The 16,503-nt window shown below is 53.1% G+C and carries 16 protein-coding genes; 11 read left to right on the top strand and 5 right to left on the bottom strand.

What is annotated here, in order from left to right; genetic code table 11:
* The first annotated feature begins 51 nt into the window (after nucleotides 1-51).
* Complete coding sequence (locus tag AC2FNE_RS14150; RefSeq protein WP_170477688.1) at nucleotides 52-747, top strand: lipid-binding SYLF domain-containing protein; 696 nt, start codon at nucleotides 52-54, stop codon at nucleotides 745-747.
* On the opposite strand, the gene AC2FNE_RS14145 is transcribed toward AC2FNE_RS14150, so the two are convergent.
* Nucleotides 748-1,701: a radical SAM protein gene (locus tag AC2FNE_RS14145; RefSeq protein WP_170607780.1), complete on the bottom strand. Its 954-nt coding sequence runs from the start codon at nucleotides 1,699-1,701 to the stop codon at nucleotides 748-750.
* Nucleotides 1,702-1,862: 161 nt separating this feature from the next.
* Here AC2FNE_RS14145 and zwf point away from each other — a divergent pair, with 161 nt between their 5' ends.
* The 9 genes from zwf (at nucleotide 1,863) to AC2FNE_RS14100 (ending at nucleotide 12,324) form a co-directional block, all read left to right on the top strand.
* The gene (gene zwf, locus AC2FNE_RS14140; protein ID WP_170477683.1) at nucleotides 1,863-3,311 is read left to right on the top strand and encodes a glucose-6-phosphate dehydrogenase; all 1,449 of its coding nucleotides are present in this window, start codon (nucleotides 1,863-1,865) and stop codon (nucleotides 3,309-3,311) included.
* Entirely contained in the window at nucleotides 3,308-3,979 is a 672-nt protein-coding gene (pgl, locus tag AC2FNE_RS14135; protein ID WP_170477680.1) for a 6-phosphogluconolactonase, read from the top strand. Before zwf ends, pgl begins: the two co-directional genes overlap by 4 nt.
* 5 nt (nucleotides 3,980-3,984) lie before the next feature.
* On the top strand, nucleotides 3,985-5,595 hold the full coding sequence (pgi, locus tag AC2FNE_RS14130; protein WP_170607781.1) for a glucose-6-phosphate isomerase: 1,611 nt from the start codon (nucleotides 3,985-3,987) through the stop codon (nucleotides 5,593-5,595).
* A 186-nt stretch (nucleotides 5,596-5,781) separates the two neighbouring features.
* Nucleotides 5,782-7,401: a long-chain-fatty-acid--CoA ligase gene (locus tag AC2FNE_RS14125; protein ID WP_170607783.1), complete on the top strand. Its 1,620-nt coding sequence runs from the start codon at nucleotides 5,782-5,784 to the stop codon at nucleotides 7,399-7,401.
* 214 nt (nucleotides 7,402-7,615) lie between these two features.
* Nucleotides 7,616-8,782 carry a tyrosine-type recombinase/integrase gene (locus AC2FNE_RS14120; protein ID WP_496805634.1) on the top strand — a complete coding sequence of 389 codons (1,167 nt, stop codon included), beginning with the start codon at nucleotides 7,616-7,618 and terminating at the stop codon, nucleotides 8,780-8,782.
* Between the two features lie 145 nt (nucleotides 8,783-8,927).
* A complete protein-coding gene (locus AC2FNE_RS14115; RefSeq protein WP_496805633.1) occupies nucleotides 8,928-9,182 on the top strand; it encodes a helix-turn-helix transcriptional regulator in 255 nt (84 codons plus the stop codon).
* A gap of 137 nt (nucleotides 9,183-9,319) precedes the next feature.
* The gene (locus tag AC2FNE_RS14110) at nucleotides 9,320-9,748 is read left to right on the top strand and encodes a hypothetical protein (RefSeq protein WP_496805632.1); all 429 of its coding nucleotides are present in this window, start codon (nucleotides 9,320-9,322) and stop codon (nucleotides 9,746-9,748) included.
* Nucleotides 9,738-10,640, top strand: coding sequence for a bifunctional DNA primase/polymerase (locus tag AC2FNE_RS14105; RefSeq protein ID WP_496805631.1), 903 nt, complete (start codon nucleotides 9,738-9,740; stop codon nucleotides 10,638-10,640). The genes AC2FNE_RS14110 and AC2FNE_RS14105 overlap by 11 nt, the downstream gene beginning before the upstream one ends.
* A complete protein-coding gene (locus tag AC2FNE_RS14100) occupies nucleotides 10,633-12,324 on the top strand; it encodes a DUF927 domain-containing protein (RefSeq protein WP_496805630.1) in 1,692 nt (563 codons plus the stop codon). Before AC2FNE_RS14105 ends, AC2FNE_RS14100 begins: the two co-directional genes overlap by 8 nt.
* 340 nt (nucleotides 12,325-12,664) lie before the next feature.
* On the opposite strand, the gene AC2FNE_RS14095 is transcribed toward AC2FNE_RS14100, so the two are convergent.
* From AC2FNE_RS14095 to AC2FNE_RS14080, 4 genes are all read right to left on the bottom strand, one after another.
* Nucleotides 12,665-13,861 (bottom strand): hypothetical protein, encoded by a 1,197-nt coding sequence (locus tag AC2FNE_RS14095; RefSeq protein ID WP_496805629.1) that lies wholly within the window; start codon nucleotides 13,859-13,861, stop codon nucleotides 12,665-12,667.
* Between the two features lie 342 nt (nucleotides 13,862-14,203).
* Nucleotides 14,204-14,587 (bottom strand): hypothetical protein, encoded by a 384-nt coding sequence (locus tag AC2FNE_RS14090; RefSeq protein WP_496805628.1) that lies wholly within the window; start codon nucleotides 14,585-14,587, stop codon nucleotides 14,204-14,206.
* The gene (locus AC2FNE_RS14085) at nucleotides 14,584-15,207 is read right to left on the bottom strand and encodes a hypothetical protein (protein WP_496805627.1); all 624 of its coding nucleotides are present in this window, start codon (nucleotides 15,205-15,207) and stop codon (nucleotides 14,584-14,586) included. Before AC2FNE_RS14085 ends, AC2FNE_RS14090 begins: the two co-directional genes overlap by 4 nt.
* The gene (locus AC2FNE_RS14080; protein WP_496805626.1) at nucleotides 15,200-15,919 is read right to left on the bottom strand and encodes a hypothetical protein; all 720 of its coding nucleotides are present in this window, start codon (nucleotides 15,917-15,919) and stop codon (nucleotides 15,200-15,202) included. Before AC2FNE_RS14080 ends, AC2FNE_RS14085 begins: the two co-directional genes overlap by 8 nt.
* Before the next feature lie 337 nt (nucleotides 15,920-16,256).
* On the opposite strand from AC2FNE_RS14080, the gene AC2FNE_RS14075 reads away from it, so the two are divergent.
* Nucleotides 16,257-16,503, top strand: a 247-nt coding sequence (locus AC2FNE_RS14075) for a hypothetical protein (RefSeq protein ID WP_496805625.1), incomplete at its 3' end; no start/stop codon positions are given.

Here is a 16,503-nt window from a genome sequence, read left to right as displayed (position 1 = left end):
GATGTGGGTTATTGTGTCGATCAAACCGATTATCCAGTCAGGAATCGTATCATGTACAGAGTACTGTTTCTTATCTTCGCAGCCTGCATCAGTAGCCCTGCATCCGGACAAGGCCTGCTAGACAAAATCAAAAAAGGCGCCGAAAATTCAGCCGATGCTGTAGGCCGCGGGGCGGAAACAGTCGGAAACACAATCCAAAAAGGTGCCACCGCTGTCGACCAGACAATCGACTCCACCACTGAACTTTTGTCAAACGAGGCGACACCGGAAGAAACGCGCGTCAAGTTGGACGCTATGGCCGACCAAATACTGAACCAGCTTCTTGCTGAAAACCCAGAAGCGAGCTCGTTGTATGAAATTGCTGCGGGGTATGCCGTATTCGACTCTCGCAAGGTTACGGTGTTTCCGGTCTCGGCTGGCTATGGGCGCGGCGTAGCTGTTTCAAAGGTTACTGGACAGCACACGTATATGAACATGGGTTCTGGCGGTGTAGGTGCGGCCGTAGGCATCGGCGGATTCGAATCAAAATTCGTGATCATGTTCGAAACGCCTGCGGACCTCGAGAATTTTATTACTTATGGATATGACGCGACTGCTGAAACGGGTGCGATGTATGGCGATGAGCGCACGGCCGAAACCGTAAGGTTCACTGATGGACGCTCTTTCTTTGTTTTGAATAAGAAAGGGTGGAGGGTTTCAGCGGGTGCCTCCGGAACGAAATTCTGGAAATCTCCAGAATTGAACTGATCAGCCTGAGCAGCTGGCGCCGCCCAATACGCAGAATTTGGCGCAATGCGGGTGGTTCAGGTGCACATCTTCTTCGGCTTCGGCCAGGGTTGTTCCCATCTCGAACTCTGGGGAATAAGGAAGCAGAGTACAGGCCGAAACTGTTGGCTTTTTTGCGCCTTTGCGTTTTATTACCATTCGTGAACTGGCACACATCACCGCTTCAGGCGATTTCCCTAAAATACTCCAGCACTTGGTGGTGATTTCAGGGACTTCTACAGTTTCGTCCATCTCGGGAAAAAGAACTGTCTTCGACGGATCATTGGCATCGATAGAAAATCCGTATTCAGAGAAAAAGTTAGCGTATCCGATTCGACTGTCTTTTTCGGAATCGCCCCAGACTGACCGTCCTGCAACCGCCATATTAAAACCGTTGTCGCGCAGCCATTTCATTCCGCTAACCGTTTTCGCAAAACTGCCGCAGCCGCGTTCTTCGTCGTGAAGATCCGGCCTGTAGTGATCGACCGAAATTCGAAGTGTAAGCTTGGGGCCGTATTCACGACGCAGCTCCAGAAGACCGGTGCGCATCTTTTTTCGCATCATGGGTGCCATAGCGTTTGTGAGGATCAGCACCTCGTACCCGCGTTCTAACGCGGCTCGAGCTATTTCTATCATCTCAGGGTTCATAAATGGCTCGCCACCAGTGAATCCGATCTCACGTACAGGCCAGTTTCTGGCTTCGATCTGGTTGAGGTAGTCATTCACTTCGGCAGCGGAGATATAAACCAACGCGTCATTGGTTGGGCTACTGGCAATGTAACAACTAACGCATTCGATGTTGCAAAGCGTTCCGGTGTTGAACCAAAGCGTTTTGGGATTGGTCAACGCAACTGACGCCCTAGTCTGACCATCTGCAGTTACCAATTTGTTGCGAAATTTGCCAATATTGGCAGTCTGAGTGGCAGTGTCTTTCATTATAGATTCCGGTTCGTTGCAACGGTTCGACAGGTCTAATCGTTTGCTGCCTAAGGTGAAAGACAACTGCGCCGGTTCTGACAGAGTTTTGATGAGTGGGAACATTAAATATGATTGCGCTAACATTGGACATGGCCAAGGGGGTAAGGTAAGGAAAAGTCATGGTTTCTCGCGTCATACCTGTCGACCCGTTCGATCTGATCATATTCGGTGGCACCGGCGACCTGGCGCAGCGCAAGATATTGCCGGCAATGTTTCGTCGTTTTTGTGCGGGGCAATGGCCAACTGACGCCCGTATCATCGCGATTGCGCGACGAAATCTCGATACTGAAACGTTCCGCGATATGGTGGCGGAACAGTTGCGGGGTTTGGTGCCTGCAGACGATGCGTCAGCGCTTAGCAGGTTCTTCGAGTGCCTTGACTACCTTCGACTAGATGCCCACCGCGAAGACGGCTGGGATCAGCTCGCTAAGATGGTTCAGAGTGATCGTATTAGGGCATTCTATTTTTCTGTGGGACCAGAACTTTTCGGCCCACTGGCAGAAAGACTTCACAAGAACGGTCTTACCAACGAAACGACAAGGATCGTTGTGGAAAAGCCATTTGGTCACGACTTAGCCAGCGCCAGAAGCCTGAATGCGACGCTGGCGACGCATTTCAAAGAAAGTCAAATTTACCGAATTGACCATTACCTGGGAAAAGAGACTGTTCAGAATCTGATGGCCGTTCGGTTTGGCAATATGCTTTTTGAACCACTATGGAACAGCCAGTATGTCGACCACATTCAGATTACTGTAGCAGAAACCGTCGGAATCGATGGGCGGGAGGAGTACTATGAACACGCAGGGGCAATGCGTGACATGGTCCAGAACCACTTGATGCAATTGTTGTGCCTGATCGCAATGGAGCCACCTGCCAAGTTTGATCCTGACGCAGTTCGGGATGAGAAACTGAAGGTGATCCGCGCGTTGGATTTGGTAGAACCGCATCACATTGTGCGCGGGCAGTTTTTGGCAGGACCACAGGGGCCGGGATACCGAGATGTGGTTGGAAATCCACGCTCAACCACTGAAAGCTATGTTGCTCTGCGCACTCATGTAAGCAACTGGCGGTGGGCCGGGACTCCGTTCTATTTGCGAACAGGCAAAAGGCTGGTTGCACGGTCCTCAGTAATCAATGTGATGTTCAAGGATGCACCGCATTCGATTTTTGGCGAAGACGCTGGGCGCCACGCCAACGTATTATCGATCCGGCTGCAGCCAAACGAAGGCATCACGCTCAAAGTGACGATCAAGGAACCGGGTCCGGGCGGGATGCGTTTGGTGGATGTCCCTTTGGACATGAGTTTCGCCGAAGCGTTGGGGCCGGAAAATCAAGATCCTCCGGGCGCGTATGAACGGTTGATCATGGACGTTATTAGGGGAAATCAAACACTTTTCATGCGCGGGGACGAGGTTGAGGCGGCGTGGGCTTGGACCGATCCGATAATCGCCGGATGGCAAGCACGTGGTGATGTCCCTAAACCTTATGACAGCGGCAGCACTGGGCCCGGCGACGCCGAGTTGCTGATGAAACGTGATGGTCGCCATTGGCAAGGAATAAAGCCATGAATTTTCAGGAATATCCCGACCGCGACATGCTGGCAATAGATGTTGCCAACGCGCTGGCCGGTGACATCGAGTCTGCGCTTTTGCACAATGAAAAAGTTGCCTTGGCGGTTCCCGGTGGAACCACGCCAGGGCCGATATTTGACGTTTTGTGTGCCGCTGATCTGGAATGGGAACGTGTACGGGTAATGCCCACAGACGAAAGATGTGTGCCAAACGACGATGCACGTTCAAACGAAAGGTTGATCCGTGAAAGGTTGCTGACCAACAGAGCATCGGTCGCGGAGTATGTCCCACTCTATGTATCCGGACGGAACCCCGAAGATGCACTGGCCGAGATTGAAACTCTGATTGCACCGGTTCTTCCGCTTTCGGTTTTGGTGCTTGGAATGGGAGAGGATATGCACACCGCTTCGCTTTTTCCGGGGATGCTGGGCTTGGAAGCTGCACTGGACAGCCACGCGCCCATCCTTTCGATCGCTCGAACCGAGGTGCAGCCGGAGCCGCGCATAACCCTTACGGCACCGGTGTTGGATGGGGCTTTGTCCAAACACCTGGTCATCTTCGGCGCATCCAAGCGCGAAGCGCTGGACCGAGCAATGGGCCTTCCGCCCGAGGAAGCACCAATCGCAGCTGTACTCAGCGGCATGACCGTACATTGGGCGGAGTAGTAAACATGCAATTGGAACCCTTGAAAACTTTGGCAGCAAAACATTCAAACCGACGCATTCTGGATCTGTTTGAAACCAACGGGGATCGCGCTCAGAAATTCTCGGCTTCGACTGGGGAACTGCTGTTTGACTACTCCAAAACCGGAGTTGACGACGAAATCCGGTCTTCGTTGATCCGTCTTTGCGATGAGGCTGAGCTTGCTGAACGCCGTGATGCCATGTTCGCGGGCGAAAAAATCAATGAAACTGAGGGTCGGGCGGTGCTTCACACCGCACTGCGTAACCTTGACGGAGGTCCCGTCAGAGTTGATGGGCAGGATGTGATGCCCGGTGTTCTTGAAACGTTGCAACGCATGCGCGTCTTTGCGGAAGAGGTCCGGGGTGGCACTGCAAAAGGTGCAGGGGGCAGCTTTACCGACGTCGTTAATATTGGGATCGGGGGTTCTGATTTAGGTCCTGTGATGGCTACTCACGCGTTATCACCATATCATGACGGACCACAGTTGCATTACGTCTCGAATGTGGATGGCGCCCATATTGCGGATACTTTGCGAGCACTTGATCCAACACGAACACTGGTTATCGTCGCTTCAAAAACTTTTACAACAATTGAAACCATGACCAATGCGCGCACGGCGCGCGCCTGGATGGTTGATGGGGGTGGCGATCCGGCACGTCAATTCGCGGCAGTTTCCAGTGCCTTGGACAAAACAGAGGTTTTTGGGATCCCTTCAAAGCGTGTCTTCGGGTTTGCCGATTGGGTTGGTGGCCGATACTCGGTTTGGGGACCAGTAGGCTTGCCGGTAATGATCGCTGTGGGCTCAAACGCTTTCGACTCATTTTTGCGCGGCGGACAGGCCATGGACCTGCATTTTCAATCGGCGGAGTGGATTGAAAATTTGCCGGTCATGTTGGCTTTGCTTGGCGTCTGGCATCGACAGGTATTGGGCTACACAAGCCGGTCAGTCTTACCGTATGACCAGCGCTTGCTGCGCTTACCCGCCTATTTCCAGCAATTGGAGATGGAGTCGAACGGTAAATCTGTCGCTATGGATGGAAGTACGCTGACTATTCCTTCGGGGCCTGTCGTTTGGGGTGAGCCGGGCACCAATGGGCAACATGCGTTTTATCAACTGATTCATCAGGGTACCGACACAATTCCGTGTGAATTCATGGTTGCGGCTGAAGGGCACGAGCCGGAACTGGCGCATCATCATCGCCTTTTGCTGGCCAATTGCCTTGCGCAATCCGAAGCCTTGATGCGCGGTCGAACATTGGATGAAGCGCGAGCCCAAATGATGGAAAAAGGTTTGCAGGGCGACGAACTGGAAAGGCAGGCGCGTCATCGCGTGTTTTCGGGTAACCGACCATCCACTACCCTGATCTATCCAAAGCTCACACCATTTGTTCTTGGTCAGATCATTGCACTTTATGAACACCGCGTGTTTGTCGAAGGCGTCTTGCTTGGCATCAACTCTTTTGATCAATGGGGCGTCGAATTGGGCAAGGATCTGGCGACTTCGCTTGGTCCGATTGTGGATGGACAGGTTAGTGCTGATGGCAAAGACAGCTCAACTGCAGAATTGGTTGCTTATGCCTTGCGGCACCGCGATTGAGCAAAAACTGCAAAAGCTGCCAGCGATCAAGTAATTGCGCATTCTCTTATTGTCAGACAATTAATTCCTTGGCAGGTTCAATGCCAAGGAAACGCCTGTTGGAAGCTCGGAAATATTCGTGAACTTCACAGGCACAAGGTGTGGCGCGTTCGAAAGGACAATTGCGCCAACAATGGGAGGACGTCCATGCTGGGACAGATGATGACGCAGCCATTGCTGATTTCGTCACTGATTGATCACGCCGAACGCTATCACGGTGGCACCGATATCTATTCGGTTGAAGGGGGCGGAAATGTCACTCAGACCAGTTGGGCGCGAGTTGCGGAAAACGCCCGACGGTTAGGGTCGGCCTTGACTGCGCTTGGCCTGCAACCACAGGATCGTGTCGGGACGTTAGCGTGGAACAACCGGCGGCATCTTGAGATTTACTTTGGTGTGTCGGGCGCTGGTTTCGTTTGCCACACGGTCAACCCAAGACTGTTTCCCGAACAACTGACATATATTATCAACCACGCACAGGATAAGGTGCTTTTTTTTGACGCAACATTTCTACCTCTTGTAGCTGCGTTACATGAACAACTGAGCGAAGTTCAACATTTCGTTTTGATGGGGCCACGAGATGAAGCGGTCCTTTCTCAGGTGCCTGACGTGAAATTCTACGACGAGTTGATCAGTTCTGGGGACCCGGGCTTTGAGTGGCCCACTTTCGATGAGAACACTGCGTCGAGCCTTTGCTATACCTCAGGTACAACTGGCAACCCCAAAGGTGTGCTATATTCACACCGCTCGACCTTGTTACACAGCTTTGCCTCAAACACACGGGATGTTATCGGGTATTCGGCTATGGACACGGTTATGCCGGTCGTCCCAATGTTCCATGTCAATGCATGGGGATCGCCGTATGCATGCGCCATGTCGGGTTCGAGGATGGTTCTGCCGGGTCCCGATTTGCATGGTGAGGCGCTGGTAAACCTAATCGACACCTATGGTGTCACCTTAGCTATGGGTGTACCGACCATCTGGCAGGGGCTTTTGGCGTTTGCGGCCAAATCCGGCTCAAAGCTGACGACTCTTGAACGGACGGTTATCGGTGGTGCAGCTTGTCCGCCATCAATGATCGAAACATTCCGCGAGAGATACGGCGTCGATACGGTTCACGCTTGGGGTATGAGCGAAATGAGCCCGCTCGGTACCACAAACTATCCGATGGCAAAGCACGTTGATTTACCTATCGAAGAGCAGCATAAGCTGCGCGAAAATCAGGGACGTCCACCGTACGGCGTCGAGTTAAAAATCGTTGACGATGACGGCAACGATCTGCCGCACGACGGAGCAACACAAGGTGACTTGATGGTCCGAGGTCATTGGGTGTTGAATAGTTACTTCCAAATGCAGGATCAGCAATTGCTGAGCGACGGTTGGTTCGCAACCGGTGACGTCGCCACATTGGATTCTGACGGATACATGACTATCCGGGACCGGTCTAAAGATATCATAAAATCAGGGGGGGAATGGATCAGTTCGGTGGAGTTGGAAAACATCGCCGTCGCACATCCTAAGTTGGCAACTGCGGCGGTCGTCGGCGTACCACACCCGAAATGGGATGAAAGACCACTTCTAGTTGCCGTAAAGGCAGAAGGTGAAGAGCCCAGCGAGGGCGAGTTATTGGAGTTCTTCGACGGCAAGATTGCCAAATGGCAAATACCGGACAAAGTTGTTTTCGTGGATGCGTTGCCCCTGAATGCAACCGGCAAAGTCCTAAAACGCAACTTGCGCGCCGACTTTGAGGATGCCCTGAACGGGTAAAGTAGAAAGATGGCTCCGGCGGTAGGGATCGAACCTACGACCAATTGATTAACAGAGCCCGACCGCAAGCCGTATTTGATCGGTTTTGATCAGGTAACTGACTGCAAAACAACACGCTTTTGCTTCGTCACCTCGATCTCCGGTTGGGGCGCCGCCCGGTTAGATCGTATTACGTCAGGACCAAATGTTGCAGAGATTGTTGCAGAGGTCCGATATGCCGAACCTGGCCAACCTACGTTCCCGCCCGAAGATCCAGGCGATTAAGCCGTCAAAGAGCGACACTGTTTTCTATCGACACGACGGCGATGCCTTCCGCGGACTGCGCCTTGCTGTCGGTGCTCAAACCAAGACGTGGATCATGTCTAAGCGCATCAATGGCAAGGTTCGTTCAATCAAGATTGGGCGCTGGCCAGAGATCGCGACCGGTGATGCAGCAATGGACATCGCGCGAGATAAGATTGCCGATCTCGAAGCTGGTACGGACGCAGCTGCAACACAGGTCGTAACATTGATGGATGCGTTCGAGTCTCACATTGCTCGATCTTCCGCGAAAGCGGAAACCAAGGACAACTACCGCCTTCAGATCAAGAACCATCTGGCCGACCTGTTCGCCAAACCAATCGAACGGATCACGCTTCCAATGCTCGAGGACGCGATTAAGGGAAAGTCGCCATCAACCGCGCTGCACTTGGCACAAATCATCAGAATGGCATTCCGGCGGGCTTCGACCCTGAGGCGGTGTTTCGATGTATCTGCTGATCTAAAGATCATGGAGCGGCACAAACCGGCCAGCCATGTTTTGTTCGATCCGCAAGAGAAATGGCCCGCGCTTGACCTCATTCTGTCGAGAAGAAGTCTGATACATCGAACGGCTTGGCTGACAATGCTGTTCACAGGGTTTCGCTCGCTCAACACAAGAACGCTGACATGGGATCAGGTCGACTTGGAGCGTAAGACGATCACGATCAACGAAATGAAGAACGGCCTTTCCAGGACTTTTCCGGTCGCAGACGTTCTGATCGAGGCGCTGAGGCGCCTTCCGCATCGTAGCGGGTATGTATTCCCAGCAGAGTCGCGCACCGGGCACATTCATCAGCTCATGGCCTTAAAAGAAACGGTCGGGCAGGGTGCACAAACAAAAGAGATCAAAGTGCTCCGTCAGCACGATTGTCGTCGCTTGTTCACGACAGCGGCAAGACGAGCGCGGCTGCCAGAGTACATCATCAATGAATTGCGGGGGGACACTCCGAAGTCGGTGCAAGACGTCTACGACCAGGGATCGGCCAACCATCAAGACGTCAACAAGATCGCCGATCGCATTATCGCGGAATGCGGGTTGGCACCTTTAATAGCAGTTGAGCGGATTAACAGTGGTTTGTAAGTTACTGCAACGGAATAGTTAAATCCGTGATTTTGAAATCAGCCCCTGTCGCGGCGATAACCCCAACGCGATGGAGGCCTTGCGTCGACTGGCATAGGCCACGGAGGGTGACGCACGGTCGTTTGGCTCCATAGGGAGCAGTTGCATGACTGTAGCAGAACCATTCGAGGATTTATCCGCCGAAATCCTAAGACTACGCGAGGCGCTGGTTTCTCATCAAGAGACACCGTGTTTGATGAACACCGCGGAATGTGCGGAGTTTCTAGGCGTCGGCAAAGACATTTTGTTTGAGTGGCGCAAACGCGGCGAGGGGCCTCCCTTTCTTCACATGACCACCCGCACAATTCGGTACGACCGCTCGGACGTGCTCGAGTGGGCACGATCGCATCGAGTGAAATAACCGGAGCGAGGATTGAGGCCGCGCTCCGGTTGGCGTTGACGTATTCATGAGGATGTAGCCGATTTGTATGCGGTTTTCGTGAACATGCCCACTGAAGTTCAAGGTCTTGATCGCGCTCCTTAGTAAGGAGAACGACAATGAATGATCTCATCCGTAACTGCCTCATAGACGAGGTGATCGTGACGAATGACGGCGGACGATACACAGTCACCTTCGATTGCATGACAAATAAAGGTGCGACGTTCATCTCTTCGCTCAAACCGGATTGCACGTTCGGTCGGCGTAAGAACGACTGGAGTCTGCTGCAGCGTATGCTCGAAGTTTACGAACTCGAGACAACGCCTCCGCGCGACAACTATGACTTCGCGCCCATCTATAGACAACTGCGGCATCGCTTCTTCCGGTTCAAACTGCGCCCTTGGAAACGCGATCCATCTCAGCCAACGCCGGGTGCAACAATCCTGAAGATAAAACCCATCGAGGCGTTTCCCTATCCCGAGGAGACGTTTGACGAGGACGCATATCAAGCGGCTCTCAAGTTGATGGAGTCGCGTCATGAGATATGAAGATATCGCTCCGAAACTTTTCGACAACGGTTGGCGCAACATGATCCCGCTGACCCATGCGAAAGGCACGACGGTCAAGTGGGGTGCTTTGCAGCATCAGCCAATGACCGAGAAGACGCTCGACTGGTTCATCAATCACCGCTTCTTCTCGCCTGATGTGCGGCGCATGATCAGAGGTGGCGACTGTGAACGTATCGGCATGGTGCACGGCGCATGCCACGGCATTGTGTCCATCGACATCGACGAGGAAGACGAACAGGCTGCGCTTGCAATTCGGGCGCACATCGAGACGCACTTGCCGCCAACTGACTTCGTGCGCGTCGGCAAATCACCAAAGATGCTACTCATGTATCGCGGCAACGTTCGTTCGCAGAAACCACATCCGATTGAGATTTTTGGCCACAGTGGGCAGATCGCGGCGTTTGGGATGCACCCGAAAACGCGGCGGCCATATCAATGGATCCATGATATGTCGCCGCTGGATGCTTCGCCCGAGGATTTGCCCGAGATCACGGAGCAACAGGTCCGCGCGTTTCTGTCTGAGATTAAAACCGAGAAGGTGGTGATACGTCGCTCAAGCGGACATCGCGTGACGTTGTTCGATTGGGGCGTGCTTGCGGCTGAGCGAAAGGTCGACGGCGTGAATGCCGCAGCGCGTCAGTTGCAGAACATTTCGGACGGCAATCGCAACAACGTGCTGTTGTCCGTCACAGGATACGTCGTCGGAGAGCTCGGGTGTTCGCCTGAGGAGGCCGTCGAGTTCGCAGACAAGTGGTTCCCAGCAGCGTGTCGAACGGAGGAGTACGCAAACCTTGACGACGTTGTGCGACGCATGGCCGAGGAGGGAGTGCGGAAATGGGAAACGACAGATTGGGATTTGGAAGATGAGTAAGCTAGATAAAGCAGACCCGAAGAAGCATTCGCGCAAATTCCGTGTTTCCGCCGCTGAATGGTTCGCCGTCACTGACGAGGGTATTTCGCATGTCATGAAAAAGGACGACGAGAAGTTGGTGTTGCCGCTGACGTTCTCGAAGTTCGAAGTGACGGGGTTTCTGGAACCCATTGACGAGGATGCGGCGCGAGGTTTGCACATCGACCTCGGTGATCGGAAAGTCGTCGTCAAGCGCGGTGACATCGCGAAGCGGGATCAAATGGCCGCGTGGTTGGCCGATCACGGCGTGCGATACAACCCGGACGGTGTGTCGAAACTCCTGAAGTACGTCGCAATGTGGTACGGCGACCCGATCACCGCCTACACGTCAAACGGGTGGCAGAAAAACCGCGCCTTTATCGTTGGAGACCGCGTGATCAATGGGGAAGGCATCACGCTAATGCCTGACGCAAACCTAAAATATGGCACCTCAACGACACTCGACGAATGGCGGACGGAGGTATTGTCGCGTGCGCATCAAAAGCCAGGTTGGTTGCTTGGCATTCTCTTCGGCTTGTCGTCCCCTGTCCTGGAACGTGTCAACGCGCCGAACGGCGCTTTCTTCAACTTTGCTGGTCAGTCGCGCACGGGCAAAACCTACGCCCTGATGGCAGGTGCCGGATGCTGGGGCAAGCCGACTAAAGACGGATGCCTGCGGTCGTTCAACACGACGGTCGCGGGTGCTGAGGGCCTCGCGCGTGAGGCGGCCGACGTCGGATTGTTCCTCGACGAGTTGTCGAAAGCTGCGACCGCTCAGAAGGGCCTCGTGCAGGACATCATCTACATGCTCGCGAACGGTCAGGGGAAAAACCGGATGTCGTCCGCGATTAAGTTGCGCGAAACGTCGTCGTGGATCGTCAACATCATGGTGTCGTCAGAAAAGACGATTGAGGGGTTGTTCGAGTTGTCGGGGCAGCAGCAGGCGGCGGGGCAGGTCGTGCGTTCGTTCGACCTCACAGCAGAGTTTCTGTTCCCGCAATTGTCGCTTGAGGACGTGCGGGCGTTCGACGGCGCACTCAAACGCTACTACGGCGTCGCTGGGCCTGAACTCGTTCGGCGCATACTTGAGTGCGACGACCTCGACGCCCGGTATATGCGGGCGATCTCGAGGCTCTACGATGGTGAGGATGGCATGTTACAGTCGGCAGCAGCTGCGTGGGCTCCGGCCATTGTCGCGGGCGACCTGATGGACATCGAGACACAGGTGGTCGCTGATGCGTTCGAGTGTTGGATGTCCGAGGATGTGGACGAGGCGCTCGACGATTGCTTCCAATGTGCGGAGGCAATGCTCAACTTCATCGAAGCGAAGAAGGGCGTGACATTGCGCTATCTCATGACCGACGATGATCGGTTCGACGGAGACGACGATGAGGGAGAGGTTGGATACTCGTCGCGTGATCGAGACGGGTGGTTTGACAGGCAAGAGCAGGCCGCGTATCTGCGCACTGAAGTCATTCGGTCGTTTGCCGATGGCATATCGAGCATTCGTTTCTACAACTGGCTGATAGCGCGTAGGATCATGGATACGCCGAAGGTGTGGTGCGATGGCAAGCGAGAAAAGAAGCGTTACACGACCCGTTTGGATGGTCTCGGATCGGGTGTGCGGGTCGACGTCCATCGGTTAGAGCAAGTGATCGGGCGGTAATGTGTGCGCCTATAGGTGCAGCGCATACAATAAATGTGTGCGGTAGTGATAGGCGGTTCGAGGGATCAGGTCGCCCGCACATTTTTGTGTGGAAGCGCACACACGGATTTGGAAATGTGTGCGTGGTCGAGCGCCCAATTTTATTGGGGCTTCGAGGCGGTAGCGCACACAAACACACAATATATTTTAAAATAGTTTAGATAGAGGAGTCGGCATTCTGAGTGCAACAATTTGGTGATGTGTTCCCCTCAGAAAATGTGTGTTTGTGTGATGCTTGAGGGGGGCGGTCGAAATGGATGAGTGATGCGTCTACGGTATTGCTACTGAAAGTTACCGTCGCTCAATCTATGTAAGCCATCTCCTCAACAGTTGAGGCTTCATTTGAAGTAACGACCGACAGGAATCTGCCGTGAGATGCGATAGCCTGTAAAACCTTGGTGCCCGGGTGCCGCCACTTGCCGACCGCATCCGCGGCCACTACACAGAAACATGGCTCCACACGCTCCAACAGTTCTGCGTTGAAGTTGTTGTCTGAACCGTGATGTGGGATGGTCAGCGTTACAACTTCCCCCAACAGCTTACTGTAATGGTGCAGGAATCTGGCTCTTCGTCTGTTGACCTTCAGATCAGCATCGCCGGTAGCTAGCCAACCAAGTCCGCCTTCACCTCGCGCTTCCCATTTCCCAAACCGTCCGAAGTGGAGTTCTGTTTTTTCTGAGCCGTCGGGCAGGGGGCCGGAGTACAAACACATCGAAGAGACATTTATGTTCTTATCAACTGCCTCATATGCGGTACTCAAATCGCCAACACGGTTCAACAACAGGTCTTTTCGATTATCCGTGTCATTTAGCCAATTATCGAACTCTTTCTTTTTGATCCGGTCGCTCTCCGGTTTTCCGTGGTTCAGCGCTTTCAGCAGCGCCGTCTTAAATATACTGTGCTGCCTCGCGATTGCTGGGTCTATGAAAGGTGAAAGAAGCCAGAACCCTGATTTTGAGCTAGGACTGGGGATCGCAACTCCAATGCTGTCCGGCACGCTCGCGACTACTGGCCCCAAGGAGCCAGCCATTTCCACCCCTTGAATTGTGCCACGCCCTATGAGCTTCCAAGTTGGGCCGGTCTCTTCACTTACTGGACCAAAAATCTCCGGGCCGGAACTGTCTGGAGATCCGTCTAGATCGGGAGAGCCTGGACTATCGTCTCCTGCAGACCGCACTAAAAGGATTTGCCTAGGCTCAAACTGCGACAGCGCGCTTATCGGATCGATAACGAATTCGCGGAAAAAGGCACTTCGAGCTGTTGATGGGTCCACCGTAACATCGCGAGCATAGCCAATGAGGCGCTCAATAACCCCAAAGTACGGTAGCACAATCGTATCCACGTCCAATCCGTGCATACCGTCAAGCAATTGAGGTAGACCATTAAGATGATCATCATGAACGTGCGAAATGAACAGGATGTCGAGTTTCGAGCGCGCGCCTATTTTGCGCAGATATGATTCAACTCGATCGGATCGAGCTCCAGCGTACTTCGACATAGCGCCGCAATCATAAATGTACCGAAGGCGGTGTCGTTCTTCTTCGAATAGGTCCGCTGAGTGGAAGAAGCCTTGGCCGACTGCATGCTGTTTTCGAACGTTTGTTAGCCCCATATCGCCTCAAATAGGTTTTGTGTGTTTTTGCTTGATGATGCAGATTTACGCGGAAAGGTGAGCCTCGAAATTCAAACTTATCTACGAGGATATCGACCCAACCAATTGATAACAAATCAACGCGCGAAATCAACGTAAAGCATTGATAATATTAAGTAAAAATCGATCCTGGAGTCTGCTCTGCATGATTTCTTGCAACAACAATGTGGGGTCGGACGGGTTAACCTCTTAATTTCTCTTTTCGAGTCCAGGACCTGACGGATCGCTCAATTCTGCGTCAAGCATTTTCGAGCAGTTGTGCTCAGGCTTGGTATCCGTACCCAAGTACAGGATCGCAACGTCCTGACATGCCTTTGACATGGCATTGGCCACGCGTCGCAGGTTCTTCTGCGTCACGGTTGCGCGCCACCGGGCACCAGTCGCCGGGGCGGGCACAGTGCTGTGCTCGAACAAGTGGTATATTCGGGTCTCATCTTCCAACTTGACTGGTTTCAGCAACAGCTTCAGTTGGGAGAAAAATATGACTGTTTCGCTTGGTTTGTCTGGGTCGTCGGAAAAGATTTTCCAAAGGTCTTGTTCCTGGACTTCTCCGTTGTATTCGATCTCGTTCATGGTGCTCTTGGTCTCCCGACGGTGACATTAGCGAGACGAACGGGTTTGACACGTTCTCTGAATGACTGGGCGTGGGCGTCAAAGGCCTGCCTGACCTTCTCAATCAGAGTATCTTTCGTTGGACGTGCAGCCGTAGGCGGTGTTGCGCGACGGCGTTTAATGGTCACGTAGACGAACTCGTCGTCAGCCCGACTATTATCTACATCCCAACCAGTCCCCAGCGCATCGCCAACCATGGTCTCCGCATCGGAGATTTCTTTTGCTTTGGCTGCAGCATCGTTGGACGCGTATTCCTGACGCTCTGAAGCGAGAAGTTTTTCGCAAGATGGGTAAAGAACCTCGGCCACCTCACCGGTTTCTTCGAAGCGGTGGATCGCGCTCGTGATCTCAATCTTTTCTTCTTTGAGTTCTTTGATCTTATCTTCCAGACGGGCAAGCCGCTCAACGGCTTTTGCATATTCTTTTTCGGCTTTGAGAATGGCGCCGTCGGCTTCGTCCAACGTTGTGCTAAACAAATCGTCTAGTGCCAGGTTGTGTTCACTGGCCAAGAGTCGCTTGATCTGACGGGTCGAGCTACCGCCATCAGGATGATAAAGGAAACCATCACGCAGATCAGTCATCCGAGAACTCCAAGTCCGGAATGTCTGATCCAAGCGTCTTCTCAACGAGTAAGCCGCGTCCATTTTCATGTCGAAAGCAAACAGGACTGCACGTGAAGTCGATTTCTGACGCAACCCTAATCATGCCGAGAAACGCCTGACGGTCGAAGCGCATCGTGCGGAAAGCATTATTCTCAAAGTCATCGATGTGTACGTACGTATCGTCGTTTGATCCTTTGAGGTTCTTCATCCGCGAAGCAACACACCCTGAAGTAACGTATACGTCGCGGTGCAATTTCGAAGCCGAAAGTGACCGGCGTAGCGTTTTTCGGGTTTCGTCTTGGACGACTATGCCGTCCGTGAAACCCCAATACTTTTCTATCGCAGACGCGCGCGCATCGTTGATCGGCTTTTGATCGCCAAACGAGACGGGCCCTGCGTGTGAGCAAGATAGTTGAAGCTGCTGACTGTTCTGCCATTCCCAGTAGAATACGTCATCGTCGATCGACATGTGTGTTGGTGCTTCTTCGAATGCCGAAAGCACACCTATGGCTTTGGCGCTGAACTTTAGATCGGGTAGGGAGTTCGCATTAATCTTGAAGGTTTGGATCAAGCTGTTCGTAACGACGAATAAGTTGCCGTTTATCAGGTGCACCCATTGCTCTACGGGATTTCCCTTCCGCTTTACGAACGGCGACAGAAACGAAAGGCCATCGACAAGTTGTTTAGGCAATACGTACCGTTCACCCTCCTGAGCAAGTAGCTGGACGGGTTGCGCATACGGTTTGGTATTCGTCCACCTTTGCAGCAATGAAGCCTCCAATCGTGATGCCTAGTAAAATACTCATGTGGCTTGATTTGGGCGTGACTCGGGCAGGAATGGTTGATTGCTTTGGGTGTTCGAAATTGCCGTATGTCGCGTCGACGGCAAAGTGCCGGTCAGGAAAGAGCCTGTAGATTTTAGGCAGTGTCGTGGGGGCAGAGGCCGGTTTCTCCGACGACCGCTGCAGATGATTTTCACGGACCGATGGTGATATACGACGTGCATGCAGATTTCCAAGTCAGACTACATGCTGTTTTTGAAGCACCCGGCCTGGCTCTGGATCAAGAAACATGCCAAGCATCTGCTTCCTCCGGTGGACGCTGCTCTTCAAGCCCGCTTTGACGAGGGACATGCATTCGAGCCTTATGCGGAGGCGCTCTTTCCAGGCGTTATTCGGCTCGGATTTTCTGATTTTGCGAGCTATCAGGCGCTGCCATCACGGACATTCGATGCTTGGAAAGGCGGCGCGAACGTTGTTGCACAGGGCCGGTATG

This window comes from Ruegeria sp. YKSD179 (genome assembly GCF_059612885.1).
This window is presented reverse-complemented; position numbering and strand designations above follow the sequence as displayed.